The sequence below is a fragment of the Streptococcus nidrosiense genome (assembly GCF_042140045.1).
Taxonomy (GTDB): Bacteria; Bacillota; Bacilli; order Lactobacillales; family Streptococcaceae; genus Streptococcus; species Streptococcus nidrosiense.
In genome coordinates, this window is sequence record NZ_CP152419.1 from 287,612 (window position 1) to 303,452 (window position 15,841).

18 protein-coding genes and 1 pseudogene are annotated in these 15,841 nt (G+C 40.8%); 3 read left to right on the forward strand and 16 right to left on the reverse strand.

From position 1 onward, the window contains the following. Positions 1–254 precede the first annotated feature (254 nt). Both AAFQ93_RS01360 and AAFQ93_RS01365 read left to right on the forward strand, forming a co-directional pair. The gene (locus AAFQ93_RS01360) at positions 255–1,055 is read left to right on the forward strand and encodes a DUF1189 domain-containing protein (protein ID WP_375555414.1); all 801 of its coding nucleotides are present in this window, start codon (positions 255–257) and stop codon (positions 1,053–1,055) included. 9 nt (positions 1,056–1,064) lie between these two features. Beyond that, positions 1,065–2,051 (forward strand): LacI family DNA-binding transcriptional regulator, encoded by a 987-nt coding sequence (locus AAFQ93_RS01365; protein ID WP_375555415.1) that lies wholly within the window; start codon positions 1,065–1,067, stop codon positions 2,049–2,051. A 63-nt stretch (positions 2,052–2,114) separates the two neighbouring features. Here the strand turns inward: AAFQ93_RS01365 and AAFQ93_RS01370 are convergent, their stop codons facing one another. The 13 genes and pseudogenes from AAFQ93_RS01370 to AAFQ93_RS01430 form a co-directional block, all read right to left on the reverse strand. After that, complete coding sequence (locus tag AAFQ93_RS01370; protein WP_045762553.1) at positions 2,115–3,056, reverse strand: YitT family protein; 942 nt, start codon at positions 3,054–3,056, stop codon at positions 2,115–2,117. Next, on the reverse strand, positions 3,034–4,797 hold the full coding sequence (gene aspS / locus AAFQ93_RS01375; RefSeq protein WP_045762552.1) for an aspartate--tRNA ligase: 1,764 nt from the start codon (positions 4,795–4,797) through the stop codon (positions 3,034–3,036). Before aspS ends, AAFQ93_RS01370 begins: the two co-directional genes overlap by 23 nt. A 147-nt stretch (positions 4,798–4,944) precedes the next feature. Next, positions 4,945–5,160 (reverse strand): hypothetical protein, encoded by a 216-nt coding sequence (locus AAFQ93_RS01380; RefSeq protein ID WP_375555416.1) that lies wholly within the window; start codon positions 5,158–5,160, stop codon positions 4,945–4,947. 18 nt (positions 5,161–5,178) lie between these two features. After that, positions 5,179–5,820 (reverse strand): lysostaphin resistance A-like protein, encoded by a 642-nt coding sequence (locus tag AAFQ93_RS01385; protein ID WP_375555417.1) that lies wholly within the window; start codon positions 5,818–5,820, stop codon positions 5,179–5,181. 9 nt (positions 5,821–5,829) lie between these two features. Next, on the reverse strand, positions 5,830–6,531 hold the full coding sequence (locus AAFQ93_RS01390; RefSeq protein WP_375555418.1) for a DUF3169 family protein: 702 nt from the start codon (positions 6,529–6,531) through the stop codon (positions 5,830–5,832). 14 nt (positions 6,532–6,545) lie between these two features. Beyond that, positions 6,546–6,896: a PspC domain-containing protein gene (locus AAFQ93_RS01395; RefSeq protein ID WP_223140307.1), complete on the reverse strand. Its 351-nt coding sequence runs from the start codon at positions 6,894–6,896 to the stop codon at positions 6,546–6,548. Further along, the gene (locus tag AAFQ93_RS01400) at positions 6,893–7,096 is read right to left on the reverse strand and encodes a hypothetical protein (protein ID WP_375555762.1); all 204 of its coding nucleotides are present in this window, start codon (positions 7,094–7,096) and stop codon (positions 6,893–6,895) included. The genes AAFQ93_RS01395 and AAFQ93_RS01400 overlap by 4 nt, the downstream gene beginning before the upstream one ends. Beyond that, a complete protein-coding gene (locus AAFQ93_RS01405; RefSeq protein WP_375555419.1) occupies positions 7,096–7,296 on the reverse strand; it encodes a hypothetical protein in 201 nt (66 codons plus the stop codon). The genes AAFQ93_RS01400 and AAFQ93_RS01405 overlap by 1 nt, the downstream gene beginning before the upstream one ends. Beyond that, positions 7,296–7,502 (reverse strand): helix-turn-helix transcriptional regulator, encoded by a 207-nt coding sequence (locus tag AAFQ93_RS01410; RefSeq protein ID WP_375555420.1) that lies wholly within the window; start codon positions 7,500–7,502, stop codon positions 7,296–7,298. The genes AAFQ93_RS01405 and AAFQ93_RS01410 overlap by 1 nt, the downstream gene beginning before the upstream one ends. Before the next feature lie 9 nt (positions 7,503–7,511). Further along, positions 7,512–7,979 (reverse strand): annotated as a pseudogene (locus AAFQ93_RS01415) (hypothetical protein). Positions 7,980–8,075: 96 nt separating this feature from the next. Continuing rightward, positions 8,076–9,365: a histidine--tRNA ligase gene (hisS, locus tag AAFQ93_RS01420; protein ID WP_375555421.1), complete on the reverse strand. Its 1,290-nt coding sequence runs from the start codon at positions 9,363–9,365 to the stop codon at positions 8,076–8,078. Between the two features lie 80 nt (positions 9,366–9,445). Continuing rightward, positions 9,446–10,693 (reverse strand): transporter, encoded by a 1,248-nt coding sequence (locus tag AAFQ93_RS01425; RefSeq protein WP_375555422.1) that lies wholly within the window; start codon positions 10,691–10,693, stop codon positions 9,446–9,448. Positions 10,694–10,881: 188 nt separating this feature from the next. After that, the gene (locus AAFQ93_RS01430) at positions 10,882–11,733 is read right to left on the reverse strand and encodes an Rgg/GadR/MutR family transcriptional regulator (protein ID WP_223140311.1); all 852 of its coding nucleotides are present in this window, start codon (positions 11,731–11,733) and stop codon (positions 10,882–10,884) included. Between the two features lie 131 nt (positions 11,734–11,864). On the opposite strand from AAFQ93_RS01430, the gene AAFQ93_RS01435 reads away from it, so the two are divergent. Continuing rightward, on the forward strand, positions 11,865–12,434 hold the full coding sequence (locus AAFQ93_RS01435) for an MptD family putative ECF transporter S component (protein ID WP_223140312.1): 570 nt from the start codon (positions 11,865–11,867) through the stop codon (positions 12,432–12,434). 222 nt (positions 12,435–12,656) lie between these two features. Here the strand turns inward: AAFQ93_RS01435 and AAFQ93_RS01440 are convergent, their stop codons facing one another. The 3 genes from AAFQ93_RS01440 to AAFQ93_RS01450 are packed head-to-tail and all read right to left on the reverse strand — an operon-like array spanning position 12,657 to position 15,778. Then, the gene (locus tag AAFQ93_RS01440) at positions 12,657–13,349 is read right to left on the reverse strand and encodes a methionine ABC transporter permease (RefSeq protein WP_004250431.1); all 693 of its coding nucleotides are present in this window, start codon (positions 13,347–13,349) and stop codon (positions 12,657–12,659) included. A 1-nt stretch (position 13,350) separates the two neighbouring features. Next, positions 13,351–14,412 (reverse strand): methionine ABC transporter ATP-binding protein, encoded by a 1,062-nt coding sequence (locus AAFQ93_RS01445; protein WP_223140314.1) that lies wholly within the window; start codon positions 14,410–14,412, stop codon positions 13,351–13,353. Continuing rightward, a complete protein-coding gene (locus AAFQ93_RS01450; RefSeq protein WP_000231835.1) occupies positions 14,405–15,778 on the reverse strand; it encodes a M20/M25/M40 family metallo-hydrolase in 1,374 nt (457 codons plus the stop codon). The genes AAFQ93_RS01445 and AAFQ93_RS01450 overlap by 8 nt, the downstream gene beginning before the upstream one ends. Between the last annotated feature and the right edge of the window lie 63 nt (positions 15,779–15,841).

Below are 15,841 nucleotides of genomic sequence, written 5' to 3' on the forward strand. Positions count from 1 at the left end.
GCGTCAACGTCGCCTTGCCGTACTCAAGTACAGCCTTTGGCTAGTTTCCTAGTTTGCTCTTTGATTTTCATTGAGTATAAACTAATGCTTATATAGTCTGGTGAGAAACAAGAGATTATTGAGAATACCCTCATTGTTAGTTGACAAATTTTATTAATAGTCTACTTTCAACAAGGATTCGTATCCCCTGCTTGAAATAAAACACATTTCTCTATATAATACTCGTATAGAAAAATGCCTATAGAAAGAGATTTATGTTACCATATCCATTTTCTTATTTTAATAGTATATGGGGATTTCGTAAGCCCCTCTCTCAACGTTTTGGTCTCAACTGGTTTCAACTGATTTTTACCAGTATTTTCTTGATTAGCTTGTCTATGGTGCCTATTGCCATCCAGAACAGCTCTCAGGAAACCTATCCTTTAGAAACCTTCATCGATGATGTCTACGCTCCTCTGACGGATAGTGTGGTTCAGGATTTGGCTACCAATGCTAAGATTGTAGATGGTAAGTTGAGCTATACGGGTTCAACTCCTCAGCAAGCTTCTGTTCAAATCGGAGACGCTTCTAGTTCAGACTTTCCTGAGGAATTACTTCTTAACTTTGAACCTGAGCAGCTCGTCATCAGTAAGCAAGGAAAAGAATTGACTAGCATTCGCTATCATGCGATCACGACTGAGAGTTTCCAAAGTAAGGAAAGCTTAACACAAGACATTTCTAAAGACTGGTATCAACAGAATCGTGTCTATGTTAGTCTCTTTCTTGTGTTAGGTTCTAGTTTCCTCTTCGGACTTAATTTTTTCATCGTTGCTCTAGGCTCTAGCCTCTTGCTCTACTTTACGAAAAAATCACGTCTCTTTTCATTTAAAACCTATAAAGAGTGCTATCATTTCATTTTGAACTGTTTAGGATTACCAACCTTACTTGCCATGATTCTCGGTCTCCTAGGCCAAAATATGGCAACTTTAATTACTGTTCAAAACATTTTATTTGTTCTATACCTGGTCACTATCTTTTACAAAACGCATTTCCGTGATCCAGACTACCATAAGTAGGAGATTATTATGCCTGTTACGATTAAAGACGTGGCCAAGGCTGCAGGGGTTTCACCCTCAACCGTAACCCGTGTTATTCAAAATAAATCAACCATTAGCGATGAGACTAAAAAACGAGTTCGAAAGACAATGAAAGAGCTCAATTATCATCCTAACCTCAATGCCCGAAGCTTGGTTAGTAGTTATACGCAGGTCATTGGTTTAGTTCTTCCAGACGACTCCGATGCCTTCTATCAAAATCCTTTCTTTCCTTCTGTCCTACGTGGTATTGCACAAGTTGCTTCAGAAAATCACTATGCCATCCAGATTGCAACTGGAAAAGATGAAAAAGAACGCTTAAATGCAATTTCACAGATGGTCTATGGAAAGCGTGTAGACGGTCTTATCTTCTTGTATGCCCAAGAAAATGATCCCTTGGTAAAATTAGTTTCAGAAGAACAATTTCCTTTCCTCATCCTTGGAAAATCCTTGTCCCCTTTTATTCCGCTTGTTGACAACGATAATATTCAAGCTGGTTTTGATGCAACCGAATACTTCATTAAGAAAGGATGTAATCGAATCGCTTTCATCGGTGGAGCCAAGAAACTCTACGTTACGCAGGATCGTCTAACAGGTTACGAACAAGCCCTTCAAGAACACGAACTTCCTCTTGATAGTCAACGTACCTTCTTTGCAGATGAATTTCTTGAAGAAAGGGGATATAAATTTAGTAAACGTCTCTTCAAACATGATCCTCAAACTGATGCCATCATTACAACAGATAGCCTCTTAGCTGAAGGTGTTTGTAACTACCTCAACGAGCACAATCTCAATATCCCTGTACTCAGCTTTGATTCTGTTAATCCAAGATTAAACCTAGCGGCCTACGTGGATATCAATAGCCTCTCTCTGGGACGTACTTCATTTGAAACCATCCTGCAAATCATCAGCGATACCAAAGAAAATCGTCAAATCTGCTATCGTCAAGTGATTGCACATGAAATCATTGAAAAATAAGAAAAACCAACTCTAACATCTTTTGCTTAGAGTTGGTTTTTTGTAATCTATTTTTATAATTGATTAGTTTTCGACTTCGACAAATCGTCCTAGGATATGAACATTTTCTGAAACAGAAACAAAGGCTGTTGGATCAACTTGCTTCATGATCAGTTTAAAATCATTGAACTCTGCACGAGTGATAACCGTAATCAAAACAGCCTTACGTTCGTGGTTATAAGTTCCTTCAGCATCATGGATCATAGTCGCTCCACGGTGCAATTTATGATGGATTTTCTCAATGACGGCATCTGGATTGCTAGTAACAATCATGGCCTGCATGCGTTTTTGTTTGGTGAAAACTGCATCTGTCACACGACTTGAGACAAAGATAGTAATCATGGAATAAAGGGCATATTTCCAGCCAAAGGTCAAACCTGCAATCAGCATGATTGTCCCGTTCACCAAGAAGGAGATGCTTCCAACGTTACGACCTGTCTTCTTACGAATGGTTAGGCTGACAATATCTGTTCCACCGCTGGAAATGTTATGGCGTAGCGCAAATCCGATTCCCAGTCCCATGACAACACCCCCAAAAAGGGCATTGATGATTGGATCCTCTGTTAAGACCACCACCGGCACAAACTGGATAAAGAGCGAGCTCATGGATACTGTGATAAAGGTAAAAATCGTGAACTTATGTCCAATTTGATACCAAGCCAAAATCATGAGAGGAATATTGATGGCATAAAATGCTACTGAGATTGGGAAATGAAACCCAAACCAGTGGTTACTTAGAGCAGATATAATCTGGGCCAATCCTGTCGCACCACTTGAATAAACGTGCCCTGGTTGGAAAAAGAAATTGACGGCTACTGCTGATAGAAAACCATATACCAGAGAAGCTGAGATTTTTTCATCGTATTTTTCTCGAGAAATACTTTGTAAAACACGCAAAATCTTTACTCGATAAGCAAAGCGGCGAAGATAATGATTCCACTTTTTAGTTAGTTTCGTTTGTTTCATCTTGTTCTACTTGTAGATTAAGTTCCTCTAGTTGTTTAAGAGCTACTGTTGATGGTGCTTGCGTCATTGGGTCAGTTGCCTTATTGTTCTTAGGAAAGGCAATGACTTCGCGAATATTTTCTTCTCCAGCGAGCAACATGACAAAACGGTCAAGACCGATAGCCAAACCACCGTGTGGTGGGAAGCCATAGTCCATAGCTTCCAAAAGGAAACCAAACTGGTCATTTGCTTCTTCGGCTGAGAAACCAAGAGCTTTGAACATACGTTCTTGAAGTTCTTTTTGGTTGATACGAAGGCTACCACCACCAAGTTCATAACCGTTCAAGACGATATCGTAGGCAATAGCACGAACCTTAGCCAATTCACCCTCGAGCTCATGAGCAGTTTCTGCTTGAGGAAGAGTAAATGGATGGTGGGCGCTCATATAACGTCCTTCTTCTTCAGACCATTCAAACATCGGCCAGTCAACTACCCAGAGGAAGTTAAATTTGTCGTTATCAATCAAGCCAAGCTCTTTGGCAATACGTCCACGAAGGGCCCCAAGTGTTGCATTTGCAACTTCAAGCGTATCAGCCACAAAGAGAACCAAGTCTTTATCTTCAAGACCAAGTGCTGCTGTCAAGTCTGCTTGAATGCCAGTCAAGAATTTAGCAACTGGTCCGTTCAATTCCCCATCAACAACTTTAACCCAAGCAAGACCCTTAGCACCATACTGTTTAGCTACTTCTGTCATCTTGTCGATGTCTTTACGAGAGTAGTTGTCTGCAGCCCCTTTAACTACAATGGCTTTAACGGTAGGAGCTTCTGAGAAGACTTTGAAATCTACACCCTTGACAAGATCTGTCAAGTCTTGAAGCAACATTTCAAAACGAGTATCAGGCTTATCAGAACCATAAAGAGCCATAGCATCATCATACTTCATTCGAGGGAATGGCAGTGTTACTTCGATGCCTTTTGTTTCCTTCATCACGCGCGCAATCAAGCCTTCTGTGATGTCTTGGATTTCTTGCTCAGTAAGGAATGAAGTTTCCAAGTCGACCTGAGTGAACTCGGGCTGACGGTCTCCACGCAAGTCTTCATCGCGGAAACATTTGACGATTTGGTAGTAACGGTCAAATCCCGCATTCATCAACAACTGTTTTGTAATCTGCGGACTTTGAGGAAGTGCGTAAAAATGCCCTTTATTGACACGAGATGGCACCAAGTAGTCACGCGCCCCTTCTGGTGTTGACTTAGAAAGGAAGGGTGTTTCTACGTCGATAAATTCCAACTCATCCAAGTAGTTACGGATAGAATGAGTTACCTTGGCACGAAGTTTAAGGTTTTCCAACATTTCTGGGCGACGAAGGTCAAGATAACGGTAACGTAGACGCGTATCATCGTTCGCTTCAATGCCATCCTTGATTTCAAATGGTGTTGTTTTGGCTGTGTTAAGTACAGAAAGAGCTGTTACATTCAATTCAACTGCTCCAGTCGCCAACTTATCATTGGCCTGCTCACGTGCAGCAACTTGACCAGTCACCTCGATGACAAATTCACTACGAAGGCTTTCAGCTGTTGCCATCACCTCTGCAGATACTTTTTCTGGGTTGATAACCAACTGCATGATTCCTTCACGGTCACGAAGGTCAATAAAGATCAAACCACCAAGGTCACGACGACGGGCAACCCATCCTTTCAAGGTAATTTCTTGTCCGATGTGCTCCTCACGAACACGACCAGCATACATACTACGTTTCATGTTTTCTCTCCTCTATTATTCTGTTACTATTTTACCATAAAAGCGCAGGCTCTTCATGAAAATCAGCAGAAAAGTTGAGAGTTTCCTCTTATAAATGAAAAAATCCAGCAAAATCATTCGCTGGATCTTATTTTACTTGGTATTTCTTTATTTTTTTCGCTTTTCAGCAATCTCTGCAGCCTTTTTAGGGAGAACAATCTCCGTTGCATAGGCTGTCGCAAATCGTATCACTCCTGCGATAGGAGCAAAGATAACTGCTAGATTGTTATAAAAGAAATCCCCTTTAAAAGCATAGGCAAGCGCTCCAATGATAAAGAAGAGAACAACTGCCTGAATCACTGCTAATAATATCACTCGTTTCATGACTTCCTCCTGAGTCTATTATAGCATGAGAATCATTAAAAATCCGATTAAATTATTTAAAGCATGTAAAGCAATGCTGTAAGCCAGTCCACCCTTGCTGATATAAGCCAACCCCAAGCTCAAACCGAGGGAACCATACACTAGGAATTGTTGTGGAGTTCCAGGGAAATGAACGAGGGCAAAGATGATGCTTGTTACTAGTAGAAAGAGAGCTGTCTGCTTGATGTTATCCTGTTGAGGGAAGACATAACGAGCTAGCATACCTCTAAAGGTTAACTCTTCTGTCAGGGGCGCAAAGACAACTATCACGAAGAAAGCGAAGAGAGGTTGATTATGAGTCAATTGTTCTGCCGTCTGTTGATTGACTGATGGATCATTTGGCAAAAAGAATTGGGCAACAATGACAAGGGCCCATACCAAGGCAGGCAACCAGATGTATTTGTTAAGGCCTGTTTTTTCAATCGTAACGGTTCCTGTCTTATACCACTTGTAGGTAACGAAGGTGAAAATTCCTGCTAATAAGACATAAATTGGGACAGCAACATATTCAGGCGCACCCATTTTCATGGCTTCTAAGCCTACGCCCTGAATAAAACTATAGACCATAATAAATGATAAGAAAGTAAGACTATACCAACCGATATTTTGAAGTGTTTTCATAAGATTCTCCTATTTGAAATAACGTTTTGTTTTTCGCAACTGTGCAACATTCGTGTACAAATGGATGACAACTGCCACCAGCAGAGCAACCAACTGTACTTGTCCTAATACCATAGATAGAACTACTAAAACAATATAGATACCTGGTATGATGAGCTGATTGACCTTGAACAAGATCAAGTAAGCTTCTTCCATCTCAGCCTGTTTTTCTCCCTCATCATAAGTATCGAGGTATTCCAAAACTTCCTTGGGTGTGGCCATAACAGAAAGTTTATAGTTACGAATCTTGCTAGTGATTTTTAGGCAGTAAACACCCGACCAAATACTTACAACTATCAAAAGTAAGGATGTTGCTGATATGCCAAATCTTCCTAAGTCTAAAAGCATACAGAATAGCATACTAATTTGGGAAACATTCCAAGCTACCGTACCATAATCCAAGAAACGATACATAGCAATATAGTCTTGCTCATTTTCTTCGTCCTCTTCTTCTCGTTGATAGCTCTGATAAGCCTTATGACTTTTTCTAATAAAATAAAAGGTTAGGATTGCCGTAATCAGCCCTAGACCAAAAAAGATTGAGAACAAGACAGGGATTACTTGCTCTTGACTAATACCTAAAGGTTTAACTCCAAGAGCTCCGGCAAGTATTCCTAATAAAGCCCCTGTAATAAAAAGTTTCAGTGCAAAAATTATGTGATTCTTTTCCATATTTTAACCTCTTTCTAAACCAATCCAGCCAACCACTGACCAAAGGCTTTACCTGATTCAAAAATAGCTGTCAAACCTTCTGCTCCAAGCGACACCAAAAGCAAACAAACAACAAATAAGAGAATAGCTTGGTTTCTTGCTTTTTTCGCTCCATCTCCTAATGGTTCTTTACCTAGCCAACCTGCTAGATAAGCATAGAGAGCCACTGTTATAATCCCAATCTCCGTCGAAGAGAGAAACAAGAAGAGCGTCACCAAACGAACGATGTTGGTTTGGATGTTAAAATAGTTTCCTAAACCTGCACAGACACCTGCAAGTACTTTGTTCTCAGTATCTACTTGAAAACCTGCCAAAAATTCTTTCATGATTCTTCTCCTCTTACAACTTCTACATTTTTTAATTTCTTTTCAATCCATTCAACTACTGGGATGAGGCCAAAGTAAATCCAAAAGGATTGCTCACTTTGATACAGATTAAACCAGCCTAAGTCTGTCCCAATAATTAGAAACACGCCGACCAATAGAGCTACAAGTGCTACATAATAGAACAGTTTATATCTCAACATCATTTCTCTCCTTTTACGAGCTCTTTGAATTTTATCTTTCTCTCTACCCATCTAAAGACTAATAGTAGCACTAAATTTATCCAGAAGAGATATTTACTTTCAACGATAGTAACCCAACCAAATAGGGTTCCAATCATGGCCAAAAGATTAACGATAAACACAACTATACATAGATAATAAATCACTTTATACTTGTTCATCACTCATCCTCCTCCAAGCGAAAGACTGACTCGACTGGCTCATGGAATATCTGAGCAATCTTCAGGGCAATGACGATGGATGGCGTGTACTCATCCCGTTCTAGCAAACTGATGGTTTGCCTGGACACGCCAGCTAGCTTGGCCAGGTCGGTTTGATTAAGGCCATCGCGAGCCCGAAGCTCTTTTAGACGATTTTTTAGTTGCATGTCACACACCTACTTTCCGTCAAATTGAATCGTTTGGATATCCTCAATGCGTTGTAGTTTGAATTTTTCTTTTCCCTTTTTATCTACACGTCGTAGCTTGACCCATTCCTCATCAACATCCACAACTTCCCAGTTATCTGTTCCAAATAATTGTCCAACGATGACTGGCGTTCTCCCAATCAATTCTTTTAATAATCTTGACATTTCTGTATTTCCTTTCTCTTTTCGCTCAAACTTTTTGATTTTATTCTCTAGTTTCTTGACCTTTTGGATATGGTCGAGATAAAAGATTATCATAAGAGGTACAAATCCTAATGCCCACATAATCGTTCCTTTCTGCTATACTTTTCTTAACTTGATTTCATTGTAACACATCTTTTTATTTTTGACAAGTATCTTTGTCAAAAAGTTTAATATTTTTGTCATTTTGCAAAAGAAAAAGGTCAGGAGTAAGATCCTGACCAGTTTATCTGTTATTAATACTCTTCGAAAATCAAATTCAAACCACGTCAGCTTCACCTTGCCGTACTCAAGTACAGTCTGCGGCTAGCTTCCTAGTTTGCTCTTTGATTTTCATTGAGTATAAAATCCTAGTTTTTCAAAGATTTCTGAGAAGTTTTGGCTAATAGTTTCAAGTGAAACTTGAACTTCTTCGCGAGTTTGGTTGTTCTTGACTGTCACTTGTCCGCTTTCGACCTCGCTCTCTCCAAGAGTGATAAGAGTCTTAGCCGCAAAGACATCGGCTGATTTGAACTGAGCTTTAAGCTTGCGGTTGAGGTAATCACGCTCTGCTTTAAAACCTTGTTGGCGAAGGGCTTGTACTAGTTCTAGGGCTTTGACATTTGCTCCTTCTCCCAAGACTGCGATATAGACATCTAGGGCGTTTTCGATAGGAAGTGCTACACCTTGTTTTTCAAGGACCAAAAGAAGGCGCTCAACACCAAGTCCAAAACCAAATCCAGCAGTCTCAGGACCACCAAAGTAAGCAACCAAGCCATCATAGCGACCACCTGCACAGACTGTCAATTCATTACCCTCGATTTCTGTGATAAACTCAAAAATCGTGTGGTTATAGTAGTCCAAACCACGCACCATGTTGGTATCGATGATATAGTCTACTCCAAGATTTTCCAACATCTGACAAACAGCATCAAAGTGAGCTTGGCTTTCTGCATCCAGGTAATCCAAGATAGACGGCGCATTCTCCACTGCCACCTTGTCTTCTTTTTCCTTAGAGTCCAAGACACGAAGAGGATTTTCCTCCAAGCGACGTTGGCTATCCTTAGACAAGGTCTCCTTGAGCGGTGTTAAGTAGTCAATCAAGGCCTGACGGTAAGCCGCACGGCTCTCAGGATTTCCAAGAGTGTTGAGGTGTAGTTTGACACCTTGAATTCCGATTGCTTTCAAGAAGTGGGCTGCCATAGCGATCGTTTCTACATCAGTAGCTGGATTGCTAGAGCCAAAGCACTCCACACCAATCTGGTGGAATTGGCGTAAACGACCTGCTTGTGGGCGCTCATAGCGGAACATTGGCCCCATGTAGTAGAACTTGCTTGGTTTTTGAACTTCTGGTGCAAAGAGTTTGTTTTCCACATAAGAACGAACGACTGGAGCAGTTCCTTCTGGACGGAGGGTAATATGACGGTCTCCCTTGTCGTAAAAATCGTACATTTCCTTGGTTACGATATCAGTTGTGTCTCCAACAGAACGACTGATGACTTCGTAGTGCTCAAAAATAGGCGTGCGTACTTCTGCGTAGTTGTAGCGTTTGAAGATTTCACGCGCAAAGCCTTCAACGTACTGCCATTTGGCAGACTCAGCAGGTAAAATATCCTGCGTTCCTTTTGGTTTTTGTAATTTCATAGGGAATCCTCTTTATAACTTAATAGTCCTATTTTACCATAAATGAAGGGATAGCGACAGTGTGAAAAGAAGACTAACACCTAAATTTCATTTTTGAGGTTAAGACTAGCTAGGAGAATCGCAAGCAAGGAAAGCCCAACAAACAGAGCCCATGTTAACTGTATATCCCATACTGCCACCAGTGAAAAACAAGCCGTCCCCACTGGTATAGATAGAGTAAACAACAAACCTAAAAAATTACTGGTACGAGAGAGAACCTCTGGAGCAAGATTTTTCATGAGCAGAGCACTAATTTTTGGAGAAATTTTCCCAGAAACATACATGGTAAAAAAGACGAAAAGCATCCCGAGCAAGACTTGGTTTAACAAATTAGATAGACCAACTAGACTGGCTCCTAATGTAACCCACATCATCAATCTAGGCAGAGATTGCTTCCCAAAATAATCATTTCCAGTAAGGCTACTGATGATAACTGCTAATAAGGTAATCAATTGTAAGATAAACAATGCATCCTTGTAGGAAAAATTCAGTAAGGAATGATTTAAAAGGAAGATGTTATAGATACCACCTAAGGCACCACCCAAAGCATTGATAAGCAAGATAGCAAAGAGCATAAAACCAAAGTTTTTATGTCCACTTTTAAGAAAAACGAGACGTAAGTTTCGGTAAATCGTTAAAAACTGATCTTTGATAGAAAGTTTCTCATTTTTCAGTGATTTACTATCAACAAGTGGAGTTGATAAGCTTAATTCAGCCCTTCCTAAAAAGAGAATGAGAGCTGACACTAGGAAAAATATGGCATTGATTCCCGCTACGAGCGAAAAGTTCTGTGTTGACACCCCTAATAGCCAAACTCCAAAAGCTTGGCCGCCAATCGCAGAGATATAGGTAATAAACTGAGAAAAGGAATAGGCCTCCATCAGATCTGACTCTGCTACCTTTTCTTTAACGAGAGGCATTCGCAAGCCACCAGCAAAATCACTGGCTACATCACTAAGGACATTGATGAGGCAAAGGGTCGAAAAGGCAAAGAAACTAGCTTGCTGAACAACTAGGGCTGCTAGAAAAAATAAAACCGCCTGAAATAAGCCGACATAGGTCATCCATTTGACCTTGTCCTTGGTATAATCTGCTCGAATTCCCACAAAAACTGTAAAAAGAGTTGGAAGCATCATCACAACATTCGCCATAGCAACTGCAACAGAAGCCTCTGGCAAAGTCGAGGCATAGACCACAAATACTAAATTAAAAATGGAAGCTCCAAAAGCATTGAAAAATCGTGATAAACTCAAAACTCTGTATGCTTGATTTCTTAGTAATAGTTTCATATAGATTCCTTTCTTTCTCACATTCTACTTTTATGGTAGCTCTAGTATAGCATCAAGAAGCCCTTGAGAATATTTTTTGAATATATGCAACAGATTAAACGAATAACGAAAACGCTAGAATTTGTCTAATGCTAATAAGTATCTTCATAGTCCTATCGTTTCAAGTTATTTTATCTAGTTGCAGATATTCAACACTCCATGGCTCTTCTATAATAGTCAGCAGATCTGCTACAACCAATCATCTCAAAAATACGAATAGCGTCCTCCATCTTTCTCTGCCCTTCCTCTGCTCTTCCTTGCTTACTATCAAGCAAACCTTCTGCCCATAGGTAGACTATTCGAAAATAGGTTTCATTTTCTTCAAAGAAGTTCTTTTCAATTTGTTTTTTAAAATAGAGGGCATTGGTAAAATCATCAATTTCAATACAGGCCATAAAAGCATTGAGGAGCAAGGTATGCATCATATTTCGATTTTTCCCAACTCCTTGCAAGAAATCTGACTTCCGCAACATTTCTCGAGTGTACTTTGTAAAAAGCTGGATCGACAAAAGAGGAGAGCAAGAAGAAAAGAACAACAGTTCATAGTGCCCCCAAATTTCGACAGAAAATAGATAATCATGTAGGACTCTTACTTCCTCAGCGGTCAATGTAACCGTCTCATCAATGGCTTTCATATAGGATTTTATTAAAATAGCATTGAGAATGTGTTGCTGTCTATCTTTTGAAAAAGGAAGTTGTTGATACTCTCTCTGGTAGAGAGTGCGCAAGGATGTCAAATCTTGAGGGTCAATAGCCTCAACTATTCTGTTTCTAAATTCAGAATAGGCATCCTGATGAAAACCTCTCGCCAAAAATAACAATTCTTCCATACTCGCATGAATATTCTCCAAAGCTGTGATTAACTTTGGAGCAGATATTTCACTCTGACCATTTTCAAAACGCGACAATAAGGATGCTGAAAAGCGTCCACCTGTTGCTTTTCTCAAGGAAATTTTTCTTGATTCTCGTAACTCTTTAAAAACTTTTCCTAAATTCTTCATCCTCTTACCACTCGTCTTTTATTTTTTCCTATTTTACCACATTTCCTAATAAATACTAGTTCCAAACCAGCATTTACAATCTGCCATAAGCATGGTACAATGAAAAACATCAGATATACGAAGGAGAATTTATGAAAAAGAATATCTTGACGACCCTTGTAGCTGCCCTTGTCTACTTTCTCTGCATCGGAGTAGGGGTTCTACTAGGAAACCTTGTCGACCACACTGGAAATATGTTTTACGCCCCTGCCTTTTCTGCTCTTGTGGGCGGTAGCGTCTATATGATCCTTTTAGAAAAAGTGCCTCGTTTTGGAGCGATTACTACGATTGGACTTGTAATTTCTCTATTTTTCCTCGGGAGCAAGCATGGAGCTGGAGCCTTCCTGCCAGGAATCATCTGTGGACTTGTGGCAGATGGCATTGCTCATCTTGGCCACTACAAAGATAAGGTCAAGAACCTTCTTTCCTTCCTAGTTTTTGCTTTTGGTACTACTGGTCCCATCCTACTCATGTGGTTGACACCTCAAGCTTACATAGCAACCCTAGTTGCTCGTGGAAAATCTCAGGACTATATTGATCGCATCATGGTCGCTCCTAATCCTGGTACTATCCTTCTCTTTGTAGCAAGTGTCCTCATTGGTGCTCTACTTGGTGCCCTTATTGGACAAGCGCTTAGTAAGAAATTCGCAGATAAAATGTGATAGAAAAAAGCCAGCCATCTCTCAGAACGCAGACAAACTCTATCTGTAATTAAAAAATTGCCCCTATAAAGGTTGGACTACCGTATAATGAAAACTCTTAGAAATGCTGATACATGCTATTTTTAAGAGTTTTTTTATTTTCTCTAGTAAAAGAAAAAGATTGAAGAAAATTGTCCAAAATTGACTTTTTCTTCAATCTGAGAGCTAGCTGGCTCTTTTTTTTTATTTATGACTTAATTTCTTGGTCAAAAAGTCTCCCAAGAACTGAATTGTAAAGATAATCAAGATAATGATAAGCGTCGCAAGGACTGTCACATCATGATTGAAACGGTTAAATCCATAAGCGATAGCTACGTTACCGATACCACCTGCTCCGACCGCTCCCGCCATAGCTGTTTCACCGACAAGGGAAATCAAGGTTACAGTTGTCACACGAATCAAGTCTGGTAGACCTTCTGATAGGTAAACACCTACGATGTCCCAAAAAGTAGCTCCGCTAGCTTGAGCTGCCTCGATGACACCGCCATCTAGCTCTGCCAATACCACCTGTACTTGACGGGCAAAGAAGGCAAAGACTGCAAAAGATAGGGGTACAATAGCCGCATTTGGTCCGATACTTGTCCCTACGATTAGATGAGAGAAGGGTGACAAGACAGCCAAGAGAATGATAAATGGCACCGCACGGAAGATAGAGGTAATCTTGTCTAAAATCCAGAAAACAACTTTATTTTCCAAGACACCACCCGGTGCAGTCAAGACAAGGAAAAGCCCTGCAACCAGCCCTAGGAAACCTCCGATGATGAAGGAAAGAACCGTCATATAAAGGGTCAAGTAGATTGCTGTGCCCCAGCCAGCTTGACCAGACCAACCCATCTTGTAGACGTTTGGTAAGTATGCTTTAATCAATTCTGCCATCTTACTGTCCTCCCTTCAATACTTTTAGTTGCACACCAGCCTGACGGATAGCATCTTGAGCTCTTGCCAAGGCTTCTTTTTCCCCTGACAAGACAACCACAAGTTCACCCACAGGAGTGCCGTCCAAAATTTCAATGTTTCCATAGAGAATATTGGCTGTTACTTGGTAGTGCTTGTACAATTCATTCAAAAGCGGCTCATCTGTAGAAGCGCCTGCATACTTAAGTTGTACCAAAATGCTATTTTCAGATAAGTGCTCTACAATTTCTTGTTTCTCAATCTTAACCATAGCTTCATCGATACCTGTCGCAGTTGAGATAAAGTCCTGAGTCAATGGTTGCTTAGGATCAGAGAAGATTTCAAGAACGCTACCTTCTTCAATCAAGCGGCCATCCTGCATCACTGCCACACGGTTAGCAATGTCTTTGACAATCTGCATCTCATGTGTAATCAAGACAATGGTCAAACCTAGTTTACGGTTCAGTTCTTGCAAGAGTGACAAGATTTGTTTCGTTGTCTTTGGATCAAGAGCTGAAGTTGACTCGTCTGAAATCAAGATTTTTGGATCATTGGCCAAGGCACGCGCAATAGCCACACGTTGTTTTTGACCTCCAGATAATTGTGAAGGATAGTTTTCGGCACGATCTGCAAGACCAACCAAATCTAACAACTTAGCTACTTTAGCCTTCTTTTCTTCCTTGCTGAGCCCAGAGTGTTTGAGGGCAAAGGCTACGTTCTCCTCTGCTGTTTTCTGGCTCATCAGGTTAAAGTGTTGGAAAATCATCCCAATATCTTGACGTTTATGACGTAATTGCTCCGCAGTTAAGGTAACCTTGCCATCAAAAATCACATCGTCGTCAATGGTAATTTTGCCTGCAGATGGCTTTTGTAAGAGGTTAATAACACGAACTAGGGTTGATTTCCCTGCTCCAGAATATCCAACGATTCCGTAGATATCCCCTTCTTGGATGTGAATAGTCACATCCTTGACCGCTGTGATGGTTCTTTTCTTTTGGTGAAAAGTCACATCGATCTGATCTAACTTGATAATATCTCTACTCATAGCTTCTAATCAGCTCCTCTACTAATTCAATATGGGTGTAATAATCTGCGATTCGTACATTCTCGTCTCCACCATGGTCTCGGCTATTAGCATTTCCTAGACCAAAGGCAACCATAGGTACTTCTAAGGCATCAAAGACCGTATGCATAGGTCCTGTCCCTGCAGTTGTTGGCAAGACAGATACGCCCTGGGGATAGAATTTCTTGGCCAACTCAATAACATTGAGAATAGATGGTGCACTCATATCGCTTCGATAACTCATCTCACCCAAGGTATAGTATAATTCTACCTTATCAAAGCCGTTTTTGTCTAGTTGTTTCCGGATTTTATCCAAAACATCATGCGGGTCCAAGCCAGGAACCAAACGAACTTCTAGCTTGGCACTAGCCTCTGCTGGTAGAATCGTTTTAACACCTTGCCCTTGATAACCTGACTGGATACCCTCGATATTGAGGGCTGGCTCAAAGAAGAAACGTTTGAGAAAGGCTGTACGTTCCTCTTGTAAAAGTGGCAATTCCAAGCCATAAATCTGGCTGATTTCCTCTGGATTGCGTTGGGCATAGGTTTCAACCAAGGCTAACTCTCGTTCGTTAGGCTCTTGAACCTCATCGTACAAGCCCTCAACTAAAATACGGCCATCAGCAGCGCGAAGACTGGTCAAGGCTTGAATCAGATACCAAGGCGCTGACTCTACAATTCCGCCATAGCTAGAGTGGATATCCACATCGGCACTCTTGACCTTGGCATCAAAAGTCACAATTCCTTTGTTCCCACCAGAGATTTCTAGCTGTTCCAAGGCATTTTTGGTCCCTTGTTCCCAGACCAATAAATCTGCACCACGAAGCTTGTCCGCATGTTTTTCTAAATATTTGTCCAAGTCCATAGAGGCAGACTCTTCAGCTCCTTCCATGATGAAACTGATATTGACTGGTAGATCATCATGATGCTGCATGTATTTTCTAAGAGCACTCAAGCGGGCAGTGATATGCCCCTTATCATCATCAACCCCGCGTCCATACATGATGCCATCACGCACAGAAAGCGTAAATGGATCCTCTGTCCAGACTTGGTCGCCATCCGCAGGTACTGTGTCATAGTGGTTGTAGAAAATGATAGTCTTGGCATTTGGGCGTGAACTTTTAAAATGCGCCATGACAAAGGGTGCCGTATAACTCTCATCAATCTCGACCTCTGCACCTACACGCTTGAAAATCTCGCCTAGATAACGAGCCACCTCTTTAAGGCCGACTTGTTGGGCAAAGACTGATTTTTTAGAAATCAGGGTACGCAAAACTTCAAAGTAATGTTGCGCTACATGATCCTTTTCAAACTTTTCAATTTGTTCTTCTTGGCTAGGGAAAACCATTTTCTCTCTACCTTTCTACTAGGACTTGTACCTTTGGAATCAATACAAGTGGATATTCCTTTT

Coding starts and splice junctions, on each gene's coding strand:
- AAFQ93_RS01360 (WP_375555414.1), top strand. CDS start 255: ATGTTACCATATCCATTTTCTTATTTTAATAGTATATGGGGATTTCGT.
- AAFQ93_RS01365 (WP_375555415.1), top strand. CDS start 1,065: ATGCCTGTTACGATTAAAGACGTGGCCAAGGCTGCAGGGGTTTCACCC.
- AAFQ93_RS01370 (WP_045762553.1), bottom strand. CDS start 3,056: ATGAAACAAACGAAACTAACTAAAAAGTGGAATCATTATCTTCGCCGC.
- aspS (WP_045762552.1), bottom strand. CDS start 4,797: ATGAAACGTAGTATGTATGCTGGTCGTGTTCGTGAGGAGCACATCGGA.
- AAFQ93_RS01380 (WP_375555416.1), bottom strand. CDS start 5,160: ATGAAACGAGTGATATTATTAGCAGTGATTCAGGCAGTTGTTCTCTTC.
- AAFQ93_RS01385 (WP_375555417.1), bottom strand. CDS start 5,820: ATGAAAACACTTCAAAATATCGGTTGGTATAGTCTTACTTTCTTATCA.
- AAFQ93_RS01390 (WP_375555418.1), bottom strand. CDS start 6,531: ATGGAAAAGAATCACATAATTTTTGCACTGAAACTTTTTATTACAGGG.
- AAFQ93_RS01395 (WP_223140307.1), bottom strand. CDS start 6,896: ATGAAAGAATTTTTGGCAGGTTTTCAAGTAGATACTGAGAACAAAGTA.
- AAFQ93_RS01400 (WP_375555762.1), bottom strand. CDS start 7,096: ATGTTGAGATATAAACTGTTCTATTATGTAGCACTTGTAGCTCTATTG.
- AAFQ93_RS01405 (WP_375555419.1), bottom strand. CDS start 7,296: ATGAACAAGTATAAAGTGATTTATTATCTATGTATAGTTGTGTTTATC.
- AAFQ93_RS01410 (WP_375555420.1), bottom strand. CDS start 7,502: ATGCAACTAAAAAATCGTCTAAAAGAGCTTCGGGCTCGCGATGGCCTT.
- hisS (WP_375555421.1), bottom strand. CDS start 9,365: ATGAAATTACAAAAACCAAAAGGAACGCAGGATATTTTACCTGCTGAG.
- AAFQ93_RS01425 (WP_375555422.1), bottom strand. CDS start 10,693: ATGAAACTATTACTAAGAAATCAAGCATACAGAGTTTTGAGTTTATCA.
- AAFQ93_RS01430 (WP_223140311.1), bottom strand. CDS start 11,733: ATGAAGAATTTAGGAAAAGTTTTTAAAGAGTTACGAGAATCAAGAAAA.
- AAFQ93_RS01435 (WP_223140312.1), top strand. CDS start 11,865: ATGAAAAAGAATATCTTGACGACCCTTGTAGCTGCCCTTGTCTACTTT.
- AAFQ93_RS01440 (WP_004250431.1), bottom strand. CDS start 13,349: ATGGCAGAATTGATTAAAGCATACTTACCAAACGTCTACAAGATGGGT.
- AAFQ93_RS01445 (WP_223140314.1), bottom strand. CDS start 14,412: ATGAGTAGAGATATTATCAAGTTAGATCAGATCGATGTGACTTTTCAC.
- AAFQ93_RS01450 (WP_000231835.1), bottom strand. CDS start 15,778: ATGGTTTTCCCTAGCCAAGAAGAACAAATTGAAAAGTTTGAAAAGGAT.